At 68.7% G+C, this 19,222-nt stretch carries 17 protein-coding genes; 7 read left to right on the plus strand and 10 right to left on the minus strand.

Annotated elements, in window-relative coordinates; all coding sequences use genetic code 11:
- Window positions 1-70: 70 nt before the first annotated feature.
- Window positions 71-2,464 (minus strand): phosphoenolpyruvate synthase, encoded by a 2,394-nt coding sequence (gene ppsA / locus MMF98_RS11250; protein ID WP_243306359.1) that lies wholly within the window; start codon window positions 2,462-2,464, stop codon window positions 71-73.
- A 200-nt stretch (window positions 2,465-2,664) separates the two neighbouring features.
- On the opposite strand from ppsA, the gene ppsR reads away from it, so the two are divergent.
- Window positions 2,665-3,486, plus strand: a complete 822-nt coding sequence (gene ppsR, locus MMF98_RS11255) for a posphoenolpyruvate synthetase regulatory kinase/phosphorylase PpsR (RefSeq protein WP_243306360.1) — start codon at window positions 2,665-2,667, stop codon at window positions 3,484-3,486.
- 97 nt (window positions 3,487-3,583) lie between these two features.
- On the opposite strand, the gene MMF98_RS11260 is transcribed toward ppsR, so the two are convergent.
- The 9 genes from MMF98_RS11260 to ahpC all read right to left on the minus strand — a co-directional run bounded on the left by MMF98_RS11260 (window position 3,584) and on the right by ahpC (window position 12,860).
- Window positions 3,584-4,366: a heme ABC transporter ATP-binding protein gene (locus tag MMF98_RS11260; RefSeq protein WP_243306361.1), complete on the minus strand. Its 783-nt coding sequence runs from the start codon at window positions 4,364-4,366 to the stop codon at window positions 3,584-3,586.
- Window positions 4,363-5,400 carry a FecCD family ABC transporter permease gene (locus MMF98_RS11265; RefSeq protein ID WP_243306362.1) on the minus strand — a complete coding sequence of 346 codons (1,038 nt, stop codon included), beginning with the start codon at window positions 5,398-5,400 and terminating at the stop codon, window positions 4,363-4,365. The genes MMF98_RS11260 and MMF98_RS11265 overlap by 4 nt, the downstream gene beginning before the upstream one ends.
- Window positions 5,397-5,825, minus strand: coding sequence for a VOC family protein (locus MMF98_RS11270; protein WP_243306363.1), 429 nt, complete (start codon window positions 5,823-5,825; stop codon window positions 5,397-5,399). Before MMF98_RS11270 ends, MMF98_RS11265 begins: the two co-directional genes overlap by 4 nt.
- Window positions 5,822-6,721, minus strand: a complete 900-nt coding sequence (locus tag MMF98_RS11275) for a heme/hemin ABC transporter substrate-binding protein (protein WP_243306364.1) — start codon at window positions 6,719-6,721, stop codon at window positions 5,822-5,824. Before MMF98_RS11275 ends, MMF98_RS11270 begins: the two co-directional genes overlap by 4 nt.
- Window positions 6,718-7,818, minus strand: coding sequence for a hemin-degrading factor (locus MMF98_RS11280; RefSeq protein ID WP_243306365.1), 1,101 nt, complete (start codon window positions 7,816-7,818; stop codon window positions 6,718-6,720). Before MMF98_RS11280 ends, MMF98_RS11275 begins: the two co-directional genes overlap by 4 nt.
- Entirely contained in the window at window positions 7,815-8,144 is a 330-nt protein-coding gene (locus tag MMF98_RS11285) for a hypothetical protein (RefSeq protein WP_243306366.1), read from the minus strand. Before MMF98_RS11285 ends, MMF98_RS11280 begins: the two co-directional genes overlap by 4 nt.
- Before the next feature lie 21 nt (window positions 8,145-8,165).
- On the minus strand, window positions 8,166-10,406 hold the full coding sequence (locus MMF98_RS11290) for a TonB-dependent hemoglobin/transferrin/lactoferrin family receptor (protein ID WP_243306367.1): 2,241 nt from the start codon (window positions 10,404-10,406) through the stop codon (window positions 8,166-8,168).
- Window positions 10,407-10,624: 218 nt separating this feature from the next.
- The gene (gene ahpF / locus MMF98_RS11295; protein WP_243306368.1) at window positions 10,625-12,196 is read right to left on the minus strand and encodes an alkyl hydroperoxide reductase subunit F; all 1,572 of its coding nucleotides are present in this window, start codon (window positions 12,194-12,196) and stop codon (window positions 10,625-10,627) included.
- Between the two features lie 100 nt (window positions 12,197-12,296).
- Window positions 12,297-12,860 carry an alkyl hydroperoxide reductase subunit C gene (gene ahpC / locus MMF98_RS11300; RefSeq protein WP_243306369.1) on the minus strand — a complete coding sequence of 188 codons (564 nt, stop codon included), beginning with the start codon at window positions 12,858-12,860 and terminating at the stop codon, window positions 12,297-12,299.
- A 272-nt stretch (window positions 12,861-13,132) separates the two neighbouring features.
- Between ahpC and bfr the strand changes: the two genes are divergently transcribed.
- The 6 genes from bfr (at window position 13,133) to MMF98_RS11330 (ending at window position 19,214) form a co-directional block, all read left to right on the plus strand.
- The gene (gene bfr / locus MMF98_RS11305; protein WP_243306370.1) at window positions 13,133-13,609 is read left to right on the plus strand and encodes a bacterioferritin; all 477 of its coding nucleotides are present in this window, start codon (window positions 13,133-13,135) and stop codon (window positions 13,607-13,609) included.
- 274 nt (window positions 13,610-13,883) lie between these two features.
- Complete coding sequence (locus MMF98_RS11310) at window positions 13,884-16,181, plus strand: TonB-dependent receptor (RefSeq protein WP_243306371.1); 2,298 nt, start codon at window positions 13,884-13,886, stop codon at window positions 16,179-16,181.
- Between the two features lie 16 nt (window positions 16,182-16,197).
- Window positions 16,198-16,884 carry a Fe2+-dependent dioxygenase gene (locus tag MMF98_RS11315; RefSeq protein ID WP_243306372.1) on the plus strand — a complete coding sequence of 229 codons (687 nt, stop codon included), beginning with the start codon at window positions 16,198-16,200 and terminating at the stop codon, window positions 16,882-16,884.
- A 34-nt stretch (window positions 16,885-16,918) separates the two neighbouring features.
- Window positions 16,919-18,040, plus strand: a complete 1,122-nt coding sequence (locus MMF98_RS11320; RefSeq protein ID WP_243306373.1) for an alpha-hydroxy acid oxidase — start codon at window positions 16,919-16,921, stop codon at window positions 18,038-18,040.
- 120 nt (window positions 18,041-18,160) lie between these two features.
- Complete coding sequence (locus tag MMF98_RS11325; RefSeq protein WP_243306374.1) at window positions 18,161-18,439, plus strand: (2Fe-2S)-binding protein; 279 nt, start codon at window positions 18,161-18,163, stop codon at window positions 18,437-18,439.
- A gap of 91 nt (window positions 18,440-18,530) precedes the next feature.
- Window positions 18,531-19,214 carry an energy transducer TonB gene (locus MMF98_RS11330; RefSeq protein ID WP_423837594.1) on the plus strand — a complete coding sequence of 228 codons (684 nt, stop codon included), beginning with the start codon at window positions 18,531-18,533 and terminating at the stop codon, window positions 19,212-19,214.
- Window positions 19,215-19,222 lie beyond the last annotated feature (8 nt).

Raw genomic sequence — 19,222 nt, forward strand, 5'->3', positions numbered from 1 at the left:
ACCGATCATGACACCGGCCGGGGCTGGCGCTTCTAGGTATTTGCGACAGCTCCGGGCTCGGGCGGCGGCGTCAGGACTGCGCCAGCTGCTGCCAGGTGGCGATCACCGTGTCGGGGTTGAGCGAGATCGAGGCGATGCCCGCGTCGGCCAGCCACTGCGCGAAGTCGGGGTGGTCGCTGGGCCCCTGGCCGCAGATGCCCACGTACTTGCCCTGGGCCTGGCAGGCCTGGATGGCGCGGCTGAGCATGGCTTTCACCGCCGGGTCGCGCTCGTCGAAGTCGGCGGCCAGCAGTTCGAGGCCGGAGTCGCGGTCCAGGCCCAGGGTGAGCTGGGTCAGGTCGTTCGAGCCGATCGAGAAGCCGTCGAAGAACTGGAGGAACTCGTCGGCCAGGATGGCGTTGCTCGGCACCTCGCACATCATGATGACCTTGAGCTCGTCCTGCCCGCGCTTCAGGCCATGCTTGGCCAGCAGCTGGGTCACCTTCTCGGCCTGGCCCAGCGTGCGCACGAAGGGCACCATCACCTGCACGTTGGTCAGGCCCATGTCGTTGCGCACGCGCTTCAGGGCTTCGCACTCCATGGCGAAGGCCTCGCCGAAGTCGGCGCTGATGTAGCGCGCCGCGCCGCGGAAGCCCAGCATCGGGTTCTCTTCCTCGGGCTCGTAGCGGCTGCCGCCGATCAGCTTGCGGTACTCGTTGCTCTTGAAATCCGACAGGCGCACGATCACCGGCTTGGGCCAGAAGGCGGCGGCGATCGTGGCCACGCCCTCGGCCACCTTGTCCACGTAGAAGGCCCGGGGCGAGGCGTGGCCGCGCGCCACCGACTCCACCGCCTTCTTGAGGTCGGCATCGACACTCGGGTAGTCGAGGATGGCCTTGGGGTGCACGCCAATGTTGTTGTTGATGATGAATTCGAGCCGCGCGAGGCCCACGCCCTCGTTGGGCAGCTGCGCGAAGTCGAAGGCGAGCTGGGGGTTGCCCACGTTCATCATGATCTTGGTCTTGATGGGCGGCATCTCGCCGCGCTGCACCTCGGTCACCTCGGTCTCGAGCAGGCCGTCGTAGATGTGGCCGGTGTCGCCCTCGGCGCAGCTCACCGTCACCAGGGTGCCGTCCTTCAGCCGGTCGGTCGCGTCGCCGCAGCCCACCACGGCGGGAATGCCGAGTTCGCGCGCGATGATGGCGGCGTGGCAGGTGCGCCCGCCGCGGTTCGTGACGATGGCGCTGGCGCGCTTCATCACCGGCTCCCAGTTCGGGTCGGTCATGTCGGTGACCAGGATGTCGCCGGCCTGCACCTTGTCCATCTCGGCGATGCTGTGCACCAGCCGCACCGGGCCGGTGCCGATCTTCTGGCCGATGGCGCGGCCTTCGGCCAGCACCGCGCCGCGGCCCTTGAGCTTGTAGCGCAGCTCGGCCTTGCCCTGCTGCTGGCTCTTCACCGTCTCGGGCCGGGCCTGCAGGATGTAGAGCTGGCCGTCGGTGCCGTCCTTGCCCCACTCGATGTCCATCGGGCGGCCATAGTGCTGCTCGATCACCAGCGCGTACCGGGCGAGCTGTTCGACGTCGGCGTCGCTCAGCGAGTAGCGGTTGCGCTGCTCGGTGGGCACGTCGGTGGTCTTGACCAGCCGGCCGCTGGCGGCCTTTTCGGCCGGCGTGGCGAACTCCATCTGGATCAGCTTGGAGCCCAGGTTGCGGCGGATCACGGCCTTCTTGCCGGCCCGCAGCATGGGCTTGTGCACATAGAACTCGTCGGGGTTCACCGCGCCCTGCACCACGGTCTCGCCCAGGCCGTAGCTGCTGGTGATGAACACCACCTCCTCGAAGCCCGACTCGGTGTCGATGGTGAACATCACGCCGGCGGCGCCCAGGTCGGAGCGCACCATGCGCTGCACGCCGGCCGACAGGGCCACCACGTCGTGGGCAAAGCCCTTGTGCACGCGGTAGCTGATGGCGCGGTCGTTGTAGAGGGAGGCGAACACCTCCTTCATCTTGTGCAGCACGTCCTCGATGCCGACCACGTTGAGGAAGGTCTCCTGCTGGCCGGCGAACGAGGCATCGGGCAGGTCTTCGGCCGTGGCCGAGGAGCGCACGGCGAACGAGGCCGCGGGGTTGCCCGCGCTCAGCGCGGCAAAGGCCTCGCCGATGGCCTGCTGCAGATCGGCCGGGAACGGCTGGGCCTCGACCATGGCGCGGATCTCGGCGCCGGCGGCGGCCAGCGCGCGCACGTCCTCGGTGTCGAGCGCCGCCAGGCGCCGGCTGATGCGGTCGGCCAGGCCGTCGTGGGCCAGGAACTGGCGGAAGGCATGGGCCGTGGTGGCGAAGCCCGTGGGCACGCGCACGCCGGTCGGCAACTGCGAGATCATTTCGCCGAGGCTGGCGTTCTTGCCGCCAACCGCCTCGACGTCGGTCATCCTCAGGTTCTCAAACGGTACGACCAGGGCGGTCGGGCTGAAAAGTGCAGACATGGGAAAGCTCCAGAAGTTGAAAGCGGGTCTGCGCGCAGCCAGGCGCCCACGGGACGGGCCGCGCCCATGCACACGGTGCGACTTTGGTGTTGTTCTAGTCGGTCGGGGCGGTGCATGGCAGGAATTCGGATAATTGGCGCCATTGTAGGCGGGGCCACGCCAGGCCAAGGCTTGCAGGAACCTGAAAGTACTATCCAGCCATGCACACCCGCACCGTGTTCTTCATTTCCGACGGCACCGGCATCACCGCCGAGGCCTTCGGCAACGCCATCCTCGCCCAGTTCGAGATGGAGCCGCGCCACGTGCGCCTGCCCTTCATCGACACCGTGGACAAGGCCCACCAGGCGGTGCGCCAGATCAACCACACGGCCGAGGTCGAGGGCAACAAGCCCATCGTCTTCACCACGCTGGTCAACATGGAGGTGCTCCGGGTGGTGCAGAACGGCTGCAAGGGCATGCTGCTGGACATGTTCGGCACCTTCGTGCAGCCGCTGGAGAAGGAGCTGGGCATCAAGTCGCTGCACCGCGTGGGCCGCTTCTCGGACGTGAGCAAGAGCAAGGCCTACCACGACCGCATCGAGGCCATCAACTTCAGCCTGGCACACGACGACGGCCAGTCCAACCGCGACCTGGAGGGCTCGGACGTGATCCTGGTCGGCGTGAGCCGCAGCGGCAAGACGCCGACCTCGCTCTACTTGGCCATGCAGCACGGCCTGAAGGCCGCCAACTACCCGCTGATCCCCGAGGATTTCGAGCGCCGCCAGCTGCCGCCGGCCCTGGTGGCGCACCGCAAGAAGATCTTCGGGCTGACCATCAACCCCGAGCGGCTGTCGGAAATCCGCAACGAGCGCCGCCCGGACTCCCGCTACGCCAGCCTGGAGAACTGCCGCATGGAGGTCAGCGAGGCCGAGGCCATGATGCGGCGCGCCGGCATCCGCTGGCTGTCCACCACCACCAAGTCGATCGAGGAGATCGCCACCACCATCCTGCAGGAAATCCAGCCGGGCCGGCTGGTGTATTGATTGCTACACTTTCTATAGCAAACAATGACCACGCGACAAGGACATCGGCCGCTTTTCATTCAAAATTCGGGTTGAAGGCGGCCGCCACGGCCTTCCGTCAGCCAAACAGGTACTGCACCACCCCGTCGGCCCCCGCCACGCTGCGGCAGTCCACGCCCCAGACCCTGGCGATCAGCGCCTGCTCCAGCACCGTTGCCGCCGGCCCGGCCCGGCAGGCCGCGCCGTTGCGCAGCACCACCACATCGTCGGCATAGCGCAGCGCGAGGTTGAGGTCGTGCAGCACGGCCACTACACCCACGCCCTCCTCCCGCGCCCAGCCGCGCAGCAGCCGCAGCGCGTGGTGCTGGTGCGCCAGGTCGAGCGCGGCCGTGGGCTCGTCCAGCAGCAGCCAGCGCGCCGCGCCGTCGGGCCGCGCCTCCCACACCTGCGCCAGCGCGCGGGCCAGGTGCACCCGGGCCTTCTCGCCGCCCGACAGCGTGTTCAGCACGCGCCCCGCCAGCGCGGCCACGCCGGTGGCCTCCATCGCCTGCGGCACGATGCCGTCCTCGTGCCGGCTGGGCCGGCGGCGGTGCGGAAAGCGCCCGAGCTCGACCACCTCGCGCGCCGTGAACTCGAACGCCACCGCGCTCTCCTGCGGCATCACGGCGCGGCGCAGGGCCAGCGCCTGCGGCGCATGGGCCTGCAGGTCGATGCCGTCGAGCTGCACCGCGCCGCGGCAAGGCCGCCGCTGGCCGCCGAGCAGCGACAGCAGCGTCGACTTGCCGGCGCCATTGGGGCCGAGAATCGCCGTCAGGCGGCCCGGCTGGAACTCCACCGTGGCGCCCTCCAGCAAGGTCTTGCCGCCGGCGGTGGCGCCGGCCTCGCGGCATCGCAGCGTCATACCTGGCTCCTGAAGCGCCGCAGCATCACGAGGAACATCGGCACGCCGATGAAGGCGGTCAGCACGCCCAGCGGCAGCTCGGCCGGCTGGGCCACGGTGCGCGCCACCGCGTCGGCCGCCAGCACCAGCGCCGCCCCGAGCAGGGCCGAGCCCGGCAGCACCACGCGGTGGTCCGGCCCGGCGATCAGCCGCACCCAGTGCGGCGCGATCAATCCGACGAAGCCGATGATGCCGGTGGTGGCGGTGACCGCGCCCACTGCCAGCGCCGTGACCGCCACCACGCGGCGCTTGACGCGCTCGACATCGACGCCCAGCAGCGCCGCCTGCGGCTCGCCCAGGGCGATGGCGTTGAGCGGCCGGGCCCAGGCCAGGCCGGCGCAGACCGCCGCCAGCACCACGCCCGCCACCAGCGCCACGGCGCTCCAGCGTGCGCCGCCCAGGCTGCCGAGCAGCCAGAACTGCAGGCTGCGCAACTGCTCGTCGCTGGCCATGAAGCTCAGCAGGCCAAGGCCCGCCCCCGCCAGCGCATTGATCGCCACGCCGGCCAGCAGCATCAGCCCCATGCGCGTGCCGCCCTGGCTTTGCGACAGCGCGTAGATCAGCAGCGTCACCGCCAGTCCGCCCAGGAAGGCCATCAGCACCAGCGTCCAGCTGCCCAGCGTGCGCGGCAGCTCGGGAAACCACCAGCTGCCCAGCACGATGGTGACGCCGGCCGCCAGCGCCGCGCCGCTGCTGATGCCGATCAGCCCCGGATCGGCCAGCGGATTGCGGAACAGGCCCTGCATCAAGGCCCCCGCCATGCCCAGGCCCGCCCCGGCCGCCATGCCCAGCAGCAGGCGCGGCAGCCGGATGTTGACGAACACCAGGTGCTCCGGCGACGGGCTGGCGCCGCCCGCGAACAGGTTGCCCAGCAGGGCCCACCATTGCCCGGGCGTGATGGTGTAGGCGCCGCGCGCGCTGCCGGCGATGAACGCCGCCGCCACCAGCAGGCCGCCGAGCAGCAGCACGACCCTGGAAGACAGCCGCAGGCTCATGGCCGGCCCTCCAGCCCTCGGGAAGGCAGCCCGGCCGGCGCCCGCGCATCGGCAGCAGCCCACTGGGCCAGCGTGATGCAATGGCCGTCCCCATCCGTCAGGCTGAACTCCCAGGCGCCCCAGGGCCGCAGGCGAGGCGCCTGGCTGACGCAGCCGCGCGACTGGCGGGCCAGCCGGGCATGCGATTCGAAAATGGCGCCGGGCGCACCGTCCAGCGGCACGCGGCAACGGACCGGCTGAACGGGGCCGGGGCGCTGCCACAGCTGCAGCGTGATGCCCGCGCCGCGGACGAAACCCAGCACGCCGGGAATCTCCTGCAGCAGCTCGAAGCCCAGCACCTCGCGGTAGTGCGCCAGCGCCCGCGCCAGCCGCGGCGTGGCCAGCACCGGCCGCGCCGCGGTGCCCGGCAGCTCGCCCGCGCTCATGCGCCGGCCACCATCTTGTCGTGCAGCTCGCGCACGGCCGCCGGCAGGCGCGGGCCGAAGCCCAGCAGCAGCAGCGCATCCATCGCCACCAGCGCCCGGCGCCGGTAGGCCGGCGTCAGCGCCAGCTCGGGGCGCTGCCAGAACTTCTCGGCGCCGCCCTGGGCGTCGAGGCCCTGGGTGGTGGTCACGATCACGTCGGGTGCGGCGCTGGCCATGGCCTCGGCCGTCATGGGGCGGTAGCCCGCGAAGGCGCCCATCACGTTCAGGCCGCCGGCCAGGCCGATCATGGCGCTGGCCGCGGTCTGGGTGCCCGCAACCTGCGGGCTGGCGCTGTGCGAGAGGATGAACAGCACGCGCGGCGGGCGGCGCTGCGCGCGCGCCACCTCGCGCTGCACGCCGGCCCATTCGCCGTCCAGCCGCGCCTGCAGTTCGCGCGCCCGGCCCTCGCGCGCCGCAGCCCGGCCCACGGCCTGGACCTTGCGCTGCACCTCGGCCCAGCTGTGGTCAGCCTGGATCAGCTCCACCCGCACGCCGGCGCTGCGCACCTGGTCGATCACCACGGGCGGCCCGGCTTCGGTGGTGGCGATCAGCGCATCGGGCCGCAGCGAGAGCAGCCCCTCGGCCGACAGCTGGCGCATGTAGCCCACCTTGGGCGTCTGCAGCGCCGCCGCGGGAAACAGGCTGGTGGTGTCGGTGCCGACGAGCTGCGATTCGGCGCCGAGCGCGTACACCACCTCGGTGATGGCGCCGCTGACGGTCACCAGGCGCGGCGGCGCCGGGGTCTGGGCCGTGGCCTGCGCCGCCAGCGCCCCCAGCAGGGGCGCCGACAGCAGGCCCAGCGCGGCGCGCCGGCGCGGAAGATTCGGCAGCAGGGAGGGTCTGGCCGGTGCGCTCATGCCGCAGCCGCCTCCAGCCGGGGCAGCCTGCGCACCAGGCCGCGCCAGGCCTCGCGCTCGGGCACGCCGGGCTTGCGCGCGCCGAAGAACATCGCCATGAGCCCGCCCTCATGGTCGAAGGCCTCGACCGAGGTGACCACGCCGTCGCTGGTGGGCTTCTCCACGATCCAGGCATGGGCGATCAGGTCTTCGCGCAGGTGCAGGTTGAATCCCGGATCGAGCACGTTGATCCATTGCGCGCCGCCCGGCGTGGCCAGCGGCTCGACGCGTTTCACCGGGCCGCTGTGGATCTGGATGCAGCCGCCGCTGCCGACGAACACCATGATGGGCGTGCCGTCCATCGCCGCCTCGTCGAGCAGGCGGTGCACCGCATCGCGGCCCGCCGGCCACGCAAAGCGCCCCTGCACCAGGCGAAAGCTCTGCTGCCGCTCGACGCCGAACTTCTGGGTCAGGCCGAAGAACTCGTGCGTGTCGCGCATGCCGGCCCAGGCCTCGGCCAGTCCCGGCGCGTCGATGGCCGCGTCGGGCCGAGCGGCCTCGCGCGCCGCGGCCGGCGTGAACACGTAGCCCGCGCCGGGCTGGGCGAACTGCGCCACCACGGCGTTGAAGGCATCGCGGTCGCTGGCCTCGCGCACATACGCCTTGTGCACCGCCCCGCCCTGCGCATTGAAGAACTGCAGGCTTTGCGTAGGCGGCCGGGCCGGATCGTTGGCAGGCTCCAGCACCGCGAAGCCGGCATGCCACTGGTGGAAGAACAGGCGCAGGTCGATGTCGTCGCCCAGCGCCAGGCCCACATGCCCGTTCACCGACACCTTCTGGTAGATGCCGGTCTTCTCGTGCACCGTGGATTCGTTCCGCGTGAGCGCCAGCAGCGGTCCGCAGAACTCCAGCGCCTGCAGAATCTCGACCCAGGGGCCGCGCAGCGGCATGGCCTTGAGGGCATGGTCGTGCGTGCCGGCGTGGGCGGCGATGGCCGCGCCTTCGCTCAGCCCCAGGCTGTGCGCGGCCTCCCGGGCGCGCCGGCCCGCGCTGCGTGCGGCGCTGAAGCGCTCGCGGATCGTGGCGGCGCTGGGCAAGGTCAGCAGGGCCGCGCTCATTGCACCACCTCCGGCGCGGCATGCCACAGCCCGCGCAGCGGCCCGGCCGTGCCCGGGGCGTGCGCCTCGGGCGGCGGCAGCGGCTGCGTCCAGCGGCCGTGCAGGCTCCACAGCATGCTCCTGAACGCCGGCGTCAGCACGGGGTGCTGCGACAGCAGGAACAGGTTGGAGACGATCTTGCGCGCGAGGACCGCCTTGCGCCCGTCGCAGCAGGCTTGCGCATGGCCCGTCATCAGCGCCAGCGTGCCGGCCAGCAGGGCCTCGCTGTCCGGCAGGCCGTACTCCTCGTCCTGCGCAGCAGTGGGTGAATCGTTCGGTGTGTTCAATGGGTGCTCCTTGTCGTCACATCAGAAATCGGCCACCAGCGACACGCTGAGATAGCGGCCGGGCTGGGTGTAGGCGTCCGTCACCGTGGAGGCGGCAGACAGCCCGCGCACGTCGCTCCAGTTCCAGTACTTCTTGTTGGTCAGGTTGCGGATGCCGGCGTTCAGGCGCAGGTCGCGGCGGATGCGCCACTGCCCGCTCAGGTCCAGCGTGGTGGCGGCCGGCACGGTGAACTGGGTGGCCGGCGGCGTGACCAGCGAGGCGCTGTCGATGTCCGAGGCGCTCTTGGCCGAGCGGTGGATGGCGTCCAGGCGCAGGTCCCAGGCCGGGGTTGCGTACTTCACGCCCAGGTTGAGGCGGGCCGGATCGATGGAGTTGAGCGGCTTGCCGGTCGTCAGGTCCTTGCCGCGGGTGCGGCCATAGGCGAACGGCGTGCTGAGCTGGCCGCCAGCCACGCGGCCCCAGTCCATGCTGCCCTTGACCTCGAAGCCGCTGATGCGCGCCTGGCCGATGTTGACCGACTGGAACACCGTGGGATTGCCCGGCACGCCCGCGCCGCCCACCTGGCGCGCATCCTCGATCAACTCGGAGTAGCGGCCGGTGAAGGCCGCGACGTCCAGCGTCAGCCGGTCCAGCCGGCCGCGCGCGCCCACCTCGATGTTGCGGCTCTTCTCGGGCTTGAGCGCGGGATTGGGAATGGTCTTGTAGAAGGCGGTGATGTTCTCGAAGAAGCCGTTGACCTGGTTGGCATTGGGCGCCTTGAACCCCGAGGCGTAGTTGCCGAACACGCTCCATTGCGGCGTGGCGCGGAACAGCACGCCGAGCTTGGGCGAGACCGCCGAGCCCGAGAGCGAGGCGGCCACCGGCACGAAGCCGGCCTGGTCGGCCTTGAGCTTGAAGCGGTCCACGCGCACGCCGGGCGTGATGCTCCAGTCGTTGGCGATGAACTCGTCCTGCAGGTAGACGGCCGAGCTGGACTCCCGGGTGTCCGGAAAGCGCTTGAGCGGAAAGGTCTCGCCCGCCGGCGGCGTGAGGCCGGTCTGCAGGTTGGTGACGCGGGTGCTCGTGTAGTCCAGCCCGTAGGTGATCTTCTGCGACCAGCCGCCCGGCGAGCGCAGCATCTTCTCGGCCTGCACGTTGGCCTGCAGCGTCTTCTCGTCGTAGGTGGTGTCGCGCACCCGGTCGGCGGCCGTGTTGCGGTCCTCGAACACATACTCGCGCGAGCCCGCCGTCTGGTAGCTCAACACGGTCTGCAGGTGGTCGGCCCAGGCCGCGTCCGGCCGGTAGCGCGCATCCCAGGTCAGGCGGCTGCGGTCCAGCGTGGTGTACGAATCCGACGCGATGGTGGAGGTGGCCGCCAGCGGCGGCTTGGCCACCGCCGACAGCAGGTTGTAGCTCGCCTTCTTGTCCACATGCTCGAACGTCAGCGTGTGCTTTTGCCCGCCGCCCGGCTTGATGACCAGCTTGCCCAGCAGCGAGCCGCCGCGGTCGCGCTCGGGATTGGGCATGGTGCGGTCCGCATTGGGCGCGTCGTTGGTGCCCATGTTGGCCAGGCCCTGGCCCCGGTTGACGCGGGTGCTCAGCAGCCAGTCGACCACCTCATTCGCGCGGCCGGCCACCGTGCCGCCGAGCCAGACGCCCTTGTCGTCGCCGCTATAGCCCATGCTGGCCTGTCCGCCCAGCGTCTTGCCCGGCCGCAGGAAATCGGCCGGCTCATGGGTGATGAAGTTCACCAGCCCGGCCATGCCGTCGGAGCCGTAGAGCGCCGACGCCGGGCCCCGTATCACCTCGATGCGATGCACGAGGCCGATGTCGAAGTAGTCGCGCCCGAACGCATTGGCGCTGAAGACATAGCTGCGCGGCACGCGGATGCCGTCGACCATCAGCAGCACGCGGTTGCCGTCCAGCCCGCGGATGTTGAAGCCGGCGTTGCCGTCGCGCCCGGTGTTGCCCGCCGCCAGCGAGAACCGCGCCGGCGCCCGCTTGACCGACACATTGGGCAGGTTCTTCGCGGCATCGCGGATGTCGCGGATCTGCCCCTCCTCCAGCTCCTTCGCGTTGATGACGTCGAGCGATGCCGGCAGCTCATCGCCGAGCTGTTCGCTGCGCGATCCGCTGACCACCACCTCCCTCAGGGTCGAGGCGCCCAGCGCCACCTGCTGCGCGGGCACGGTCTGGGCCTGCACGATGGGGCCGCAGGCCAAGGCCACCAGCCACGGCAGCTGGCGCATGCGGAAACGGAAGAGCGAGACGGGGTATGCCACGGTATGAAGCCTTTGTCTGAAACATGGGATGAAACAGAGCTGGCTTCAGGGGCCGTGACGCAAGCGTCATGGCACGGGCTGGCTGTGATTGATGACGGGATTATATGAGAATAATTCTCATTAACAACAAAGCAACCTTCTTTTTTTGAGGCGCGGCGCCGCGGCGTGCCGCCCGCGAAGGGACGGCACGCGCCGCGCGATGAAGCGCGCGGGCGCGCTCAGGCGGCCGGCGCCGACGTCCGGATCAGGTGATCGAAGGCGCTCAGCGCAGCCTTCGCGCCGTCGCCGGCGGCAATGACGATCTGCTTGTACGGCACGGTGGTGGCGTCGCCCGCCGCGAACACGCCCGGCAGCGAGGTGCGGCCATGCGCGTCCACGATGATTTCGCCGTGCCGCGACAGCTCGACGGTGCCCTTGAGCCAGTCGGTGTTGGGCAGCAGGCCGATCTGCACGAAGATGCCTTCGAGCGCGATCTGCCTGATGTCGTCACTGGTGCGGTCCTTGTAGGTGATGCCAGTGACGCGGCTGCCGTCGCCATTCACTTCCGTGGTCTGCGCATTCAGGATCACCTCGACGTTGGCCAGGCTCTTGAGCTTGCGCTGCAGCACGGCATCGGCCTTGAGCTCGCCGGCGAATTCCAGCAGCGTGACATGGGCCACGATGCCGGCGAGGTCGATGGCAGCCTCGACGCCCGAGTTGCCGCCGCCGATCACCGCCACGCGCTTGCCCTTGAACAGCGGGCCGTCGCAATGCGGGCAGTAGGTCACGCCCTTGGTGCGGTATTGCTCTTCGCCGGGCACGTTCATGTTGCGCCAGCGCGCGCCGGTGGACAGGATCACGGTCCGCGAGCGCAGCGTCGCGCCGCTGTCGAGCTTGACCTCGATCAGGCCGCCTGCGGTGCCGGCGGGCGCCAGGGCCGTGGCGCGCTGCAGGTTCATCAGGTCCACCTCGTAGTCGCGCACGTGGCGCTCCAGCGCGGCGGCGAACTGCGGGCCTTCGGTCTTCTGCACCGAGATGAAGTTCTCGATGTCCACGGTGTCGAGCACCTGGCCGCCGAAACGCTCGGCCGCGATGCCGGTGCGGATGCCCTTGCGCGCCGCATACACGGCGGCCGCGGCGCCGGCCGGGCCGCCACCGACGATGAGCACGTCGAACGCCTCCTTGGCGGTGAGCTTGGCGGCTTCGCGGGCGACGGCACCCTGGTCGATCCTGGAAACGATCTCGCCCAGCTCCATGCGCCCCTGGCCGAAGCGCTCGCCGTTGAGGAACACGGTGGGCACGCCCATCACTTCGCGCTCGGCGATCTCGTTCTGGAACAGACCGCCGTCGATGGCCGTGTGCGTGATGCGCGGGTTGAGCACGCTCATCAGGTTCAGTGCCTGCACCACGTCGGGGCAGTTGTGGCAGCTCAGCGAGTAGTAGGTTTCAAAGTGGAAGTCGCCGTCGAGGCTCCTGATCTGCTCGATGGTGTCGGCCGCCTCTTTCGAGGGATGGCCGCCCACGTGCAGCAGCGCCAGCACGAGGGAGGTGAATTCATGGCCCAGCGGCACGCCGGCGAAACGCAGGCCGGTGTCCTGGCCAGGGTTGGTGATCAGGAACGAGGGCTTGCGCTGGGCCGAGTCGGCCTTCTCGATCACGCTGACCTTGTCGGACAGGCCCTGGATGTCCTGCAGCAGCGCCTGCAGCTCGCGCGAAGCCTCACTGTCGTCCAGCGAAGCCACCAGCTCGACCGGGCGGGTCAGGCGTTCCAGATAGGCTTTGAGTTGGGTCTTGAGGTTGTCGTCCAGCATGGCAGGGCTCCTTGAGGATGTTTTGGGCAAAAAAATGCCCGGGCGCCAGGCACCCGGGCGTCTGGGTCAGTTCAATGACTGACGTGCGCTGGCGGATGCCTTAGATCTTGCCGACCAGGTCCAGCGAAGGGGCGATGGTCTTGGCGCCTTCGTTCCACTTGGCGGGGCAGACTTCACCGGGGTGGGCGGCGGTGTACTGGGCCGCCTTGAGCTTGCGCAGGGTTTCCTTCACGTCGCGGGCGATCTCGTTGGAATGCACTTCCATGGTCTTGATGACGCCATCGGGATTGATGACGAAGGTGCCGCGCAGAGCCAGACCCTCTTCGGCGATGTGCACGTCAAATGCGTGGGTCAGTTGGTGCGTGGGGTCGCCCACCAGCGGGAATTTGGCCTTGCCCACGGCGGGGGAGGTTTCGTGCCATACCTTGTGCGAGAAGTGCGTGTCGGTCGTGACGATGTAGACCTCGGCGCCGGCCTTCTGGAATTCGGCGTAGTTGTCGGCGGCGTCTTCGACTTCGGTCGGGCAGTTGAAGGTGAAGGCGGCCGGCATGAAGATCACCACGGACCACTTGCCCTTGAGGCTTTCGTTGGTCACGGTCACGAACTTGCCGTTGTGGAAGGCTTCGGTCTTGAAAGGTTTGACTTCGGTATTGATGAGGGACATTGCTTTTCCTACTGGACTAAAAACGACTGAGTACCGATTGTAGATCGAATAATTGCTTTTCTTAATTGATAAATCAAATTCAATCCATTATTACTATCTATGAATCACCCTCAGCCAGGGCCGGCCGGGCCCAGGAATGCAGTGGCGACAAGGGGAAATGCAAACGCCTATCAACCTCACACGCAACTCGACCGCGCGCGTGTGGGATTGCCTTGTCAGTGCCACGAACCGCGCTGACAATCGGCCCACTCTGACAACTCCAAGGAACCACCATGAAGGGCGACGCCAAAGTCATCGAGCATCTGCAGGCGCAACTGAAGAATGAGCTCACGGCCATCAACCAGTACTTCCTGCACTACCGCATGCTCAAGCACTGGGGCCTGGACAAGCTGGCCAAGAAGGAATACGAGGAATCCATCGGCGAGATGAAGCACGCCGACAAGCTGATGGACCGCATCTTCATGCTCGACGGCCTGCCCAACCTCCAGGATCTGGCCAAGCTGCTGGTGGGCGAGGACGTGCCGGAAATCCTGAACTGCGACCTCCAGAGCGAGCAAGGCGCGCAAGCCACCATCAAGGCCGGCATTGCCCATTGCGAGAGCGTGCGCGACTACGTCTCGCGCGACCTGTTGCAGGAAATCCTCGACGACACCGAGGAGCACATCGACTTCCTGGAAACCCAGATCGAACTGGTCGGCAAGGTCGGCCTGCAGAACTACCTGCAAAGCCAGATGGGCGAGCTGAGCTGAGCCCAGGCTCGCAACCACGCTGCCCTACTCCCAAAGCCCGGCCTTGCGCCGGGCTTTGTCGTTTTCGGCCGGCCTGCGCCACATTCCGATGACAGCAAATTTCGGTGCATTCGCAACACCGACGCAAAATCAAATGAGATGGATTCGTATTTGCGATACACTTTGCACCGAACTTTACCGGCCAGCCATTTTCCGTACGCGCCTGCGTGCACAGCCAGCCTCTTGTCAGAAAACCCGGCCCGCCCGACCGGCGGGCCCATGTTTGGAGGCCACCTTGGCACACACCCCCGCTCGCCAGAGCAACAAGAAATCGCGCCGTTCCGGCGTGCGCAGCGCAGCACCGGCACCGTCCTTCCCCACCTCCGACAAGGCCCTGCTGCCGCTCGGCGCCCTGATGCTCGCGGCCTCCGTCAGCGGCTGGGCGCAAAGCAATGCCGCCGCCGACGCCCCTGCGGACAAGACCCTCAAGCCCGTGATCGTCAAGGAAAAGGCCGAGGCGCCCGAGGGCAAGGACGCGCTGCAGACGAAGAAAACCAACATCGGCAAGGGCACGCAGGACATCCGGGACATCCCCCAATCCATCAGCGTCATCACCGAACGGCTGCTTGATGACCGCAAGCTCGACACCCTCCGGGAAGCGCTGCACCACACGGCCGGCATCACCTTCGCGGCCACGGAAAACGGCACCGACCAGGACATCCGCCTGCGCGGCTTCCCGGTCGCCACCGTGGGCGACCTGCTGATCGACGGCATGCGCGACCCGTCCCAGTACGACCGCGACGCCTTCAACTACGACCGCATCGAAGTCATGCGCGGTTCGGCCTCGATGGTGTTCGGCCGCGGCTCCACGGGGGGCGTGATCAACCAGGTCACCAAGCAGCCGATGCTGATCGACCAGAACGACGTGGAGTTCACGGTCGGCTCGCGCGGCTATGTGCGCACCACCGGCGATTTCAACCTGAAGACCGGCGACGATGCGGCGCTGCGCATGAACGTGATGGTCAACAAGGCCAACAACGGCGGCGCCAAGATCGACAAGTACGGCATCGCCCCCACCTACCGCTGGGGCATCGGCACCCGCGACGAATTCAGCGTCGGGCTGTTCCACCTCGATGTCGACAATGTGCCGCCGGCCGGGATCCGCTGGCTGGGCGGCGGCGTCCCGAACATCAAGCCGGGCAACTTCTACGGCACGGCCAGCGACTTCCTCACGGGCAAGGCGACCTACGGGACCTTCAAGCACACCCATCGCTTCGACGACGGCGGCGAGCTGCGCAGCCAGCTGCGCACCGGCACCTTCGACCGTGCGCAATGGGGCACCTCGGCCGGCTTCCCTGGGGCGCCGCTGAACCCGGTCGCAGTCACGCCGTTCAATCTGAGCGGCAACACGGTGCTCACGCGGGCGGGCCTGACGCCCCGCAAGGACCGCTACGACGGCACCTACCTGCAAAGCGACTACAGCAACAAGTTCAACTGGTTCGGCCTGAAGCACGAATTCCTGGCCGGCATCGATGCGGCCCGCGAAACCGCCGACCGGTACCAGTCCGCCAACGGCATCGGCGCCAACTACAACAAGGGCAACACCACGATCGGCACGCCCGACGACGGCCGCACCCTGCCGATCACGCCGACCTGGCGCGACTCCAGCGGCTACGCGTCGAATTCGCTGGGCGCCTATGTCCAGGACCTGGTGCAGGTGGCACCCGACTGGAAGCTGCTCGGCGGCATCCGCTACGACAGCTTCAAGGGCAACTTCAAGCAGTTCGGCTACTCCAGCGCTGGCGCCCCGACTGGCACCACCAATACCCAATTGTCCGATTCGCTGTTCAGCTACCGCGCCGGCGTGCTCTACCAGCCCACGCCGACCAGCTCGTTCCACTTCTCGTACGGCACCTCGTTCAACACCTCGGCCGACACCTACCAGTACGTCACGCCGCAGAACGCCAACACGCCGCCCGAGAAGAGCCGCAACATCGAGCTGGGCGCCAAGCTCGACTGGCTCGATGGCAAGCTCTCCACCCGCGCCGCGCTGTTCCGCACCGAGAAGTACAACGAACGCACCACCGACGCCGACTTCGCCGGCACCGCCTACACGCTTTCGGGCAAGCGCCACTCGGCCGGCCTGGAGCTGGACGTGGTCGGCCGCCTGACGCCGCAGTGGGAAATCTACCTCTCGTACGCCTACACCCCGGTGGCCAAGATCGACCAGGCCGGCAGCGCCGCCGCGGCCCAGGCCTCGGTGGGCCAGCGCGTGGGCCTCACGCCCAAGCACAGCGGCAGCGCCTGGGTCAGCTACCAGGCCACGCCGAAGCTGCGCGTCGCCGGCGGCATCAACGGCGCAAGCGAGAACTTCGCGCTCCAGGGCACTTCCGGCGCGGCGCAGCTCACGGCCCGCGCCGCCGGCTATGTGGTGGCCGATGCCATGGTGGAATACAAGTTCACGGAAGAGACCTACATGCAGGTCAACGTGTCCAACATCAGCAACAAGTTGTATGGCGACCAGTTGTACCCGGGCTTCGTCATCTCCGGCGTTCCGCGCACCGTCAAGCTGACGATCGGCACGCGCTTCTGACCGTATCATCCCGCCTATGCTGCTGCACGTTCGCGATGTCCTCACGCCTGATGAAGTGCGCCAGGCACGCGACGTGCTGGCCCGCGCCCCCTGGGGCGACGGGCGCGTGACGGCGGGCGAACAGTCGGCGCAAGCCAAGCACAACGAGCAGTTGCCCGAAACCAGCCCCGAAACGCGGACACTGCAGGACCTGGTGCTGCGCGGGCTGGAGCGCCACCCGGTCTTCTTTTCGGCCACCCTGCCCAAGCACATCTCCCCGCCGCTGTTCAACCGCTATGGCGGCGCGGCGAACCATTTCGGCAACCACGTGGACAGCGCAGTGCGCTACCTGCGCAACGGCGCCGGGCGCGTGCGCACCGACATCTCCTGCACCCTGTTCCTCACCGGGCCCGACGACTACGAAGGCGGCGAGCTGGTGATCGAGCACCCGGGCGGCCAGCAGCAGGTCAAGCTGCCGGCCGGGCACATGGTGATCTATCCCGGCACCAGCGTGCACCGGGTCGAACCCGTCACGCGCGGGCACCGCCTTGCGAGCTTCTTCTGGATCCAGAGCATGGTGCGCAGCGACGAGCAGCGCCGCCTGCTGTTCGAGATGGACACGCACCTGCGGCAGCTGCGCGGCAGCATCGGCGAAACCGACCCGGCCGTCATCGGCCTCACAGGCACCTACCACAACCTGCTGCGCCAGTGGGTTGATACATGAGCCGCCGGGCCGCACGCCAGGCGAAGACCGCCCCATGAACGACGTTCCCGCCCTGGGAACGATCCCGCCCGGCGTCGTCACGCTGGCGGACCACGAAGCGCATGCGCGCACCCTGCTGGACAACAACGCCTGGGCCTATTTCAGCGGGGGAGCAGGTGATGAACTCACCGTGCGCGCCAACCGCCAGGCCTGGGACACCCTGCAGCTGCATCCGCGCGTGCTGCGCCCGCTGGCCGGCGGCCACACCCGGGTGCAGTTGCTGGGCCGCACGCTGGCGCACCCGGTGCTGTTGGCGCCGGTGGCTTTCCAGCGCATGGCGCATCCCGACGGTGAACTGGCCACGGCCTATGCCGCGGCCGTGCAGGGCGCCGGCCTGGTGCTCAGCACGCAGGCCAGCCTGCCGCTCGAAACCGTGGCGCAGGCCGTGAGCAGCGAGCCGCAGCGAGGCCCGCTGTGGTTCCAGCTCTACATGCAGCACGACCGCGGCTTCACCCGTGAGCTGGTGCAGCGCGCCGAGCGCGCCGGCTACGAAGCCCTGGTGCTCACGGTGGACGCGCCCAGCAGCGGCGCGCGCGACCGCGTGCGCCGCGCCGGCTTCCGCCTGCCGCCCGGCGTGTCGGCCGTCAACCTGGAAGGCCTCCGGCCGCCCGCCCCCCTCACCCTGCAGCCGGGCCAGAGCGCCCTGTTCGACGGCCTGCTGGCCTCGGCGCCCACCTGGGCCGATGTCGAATGGCTGCAGAACCAGACCCGCCTGCCCGTGCTGGTCAAGGGCGTGCTGCACGAAGACGATGCGCGCCAGGCCGCCGCGCTGCAGCTCGCGGGCGTGATCGTCTCCAACCACGGTGGGCGCACGCTGGACACCACGCCGGCCACGGCCGCCGTGCTGCCGCGCATCGCCGATGCAGTGGCGGGCGAGCTGCCCCTGCTGGTGGACGGCGGCATCCGCCGCGGCACCGACATCCTGAAGGCCGTGGCGCTGGGGGCGCGCGCCGTGCTGGTGGGTCGCCCTTACCTCTACGGGCTGGCCAATGCCGGCGCGCTGGGCGTGGCCCATGTGCTGCGGCTGCTGCGCGACGAGCTGGAAATCGCCATGGCGCTCAGCGGCTGCGCCACGCTGGAGCAGGCCTCGCGCGGGCTGCTGTTCAAGCCCGCCTGAGCGCCCGGCGCCCCCGGGGGCCGCAAAATCCACGTTTACAGTATTGCAAATGCGATGGATTCGCATTTATCACTTATACTTGCGTATCTTCAACAGCCAGCCACCTGTCTGCGTGCCACCATGATTGTCTGTGTCTGCCGCCGCATCTCCGATCGCGACATCGCGCGCCATGTGCGCGCCGGGATGGGCTTTGACGACATCCAGTTCGAACTGGGTGTGGCCACGCAATGCGGCCGCTGCGAAAGCTGCGCCCGCGACGTGGTGGCGCAGTGCAATGCAGCGCACCCTGTCGCGGCGCTGAACCGCGACCCGCATCCGCAGACGGCCACCATCCAGCTCGCCAGCTCCATCACGGAAAGCAGGGCATGGAACTCCTCTCCACACTTGGCGGCAGCCTGATGCTGGTCGTTGGTTCGGCCTGGTGGATCTTTCGCAAGTAACCCACCGGCGCATGCCGTCTTTGCCGCCTGCGGTGGCGCTCTTCTAAACTATGACCTTGTCCGCCCTCCCCGCCTCATCGTCCGGCATGAATCGCAATGTTGTCATCGCAGGCAGCGTGGTGCTGCTGCATGTGGCTGCGCTCTGGGCGCTGCAGGCCGGCCTGCTGCGCCAGGCCGTGGAAATCGTGGTCCCGGTGGAGGTGCTGAGCCAGTTCATCGAACCGCCCGCGCCCAAAGTGGTGCCGCCACCGCCCGCGCCGCCAGTCCCGGTCCAGCGGCCCGTCGTGCGCGCCGCCAAGCCCGTGCCGGCACCGGCGCCCCAGCCCGTGGCGATCCAGGACCCGACGCCGGCCCCAGCAGCGCCGACCGGCGTGCTCACCCCACAGCCCCCGGCTCCACCGATCACGGTCCCGGTGGCTGCCGCGCCCGCCGCACCGCCGGCCCCGCCCAAGGTGGAAATGCCTTCGAGCGACGCCGCCTACCTGGACAACCCCAAGGCGAACTACCCGCCTTTGAGCAAACGCCTGGGCGAACAGGGCAAGGTCATCGTGCGCGTCTACATCGGCGCCGATGGCACGCCGCAAAAAGCCGAGCTGCGCAAAAGCAGCGGCTACACCCGCCTGGACAACTCGGCGCTGGACTACGTCATGAAATGCCGCTACGTGCCCGGCAAGGTCAACGGCGTGGCGCAGGCCATGTGGCATGAAGCGCCCGTCAATTTCATTCTCGAATAATTCTCTGG

Source organism: Variovorax terrae (assembly GCF_022809125.1).
Classification (GTDB): Bacteria; Pseudomonadota; Gammaproteobacteria; order Burkholderiales; family Burkholderiaceae_C; genus Variovorax_A; species Variovorax_A terrae.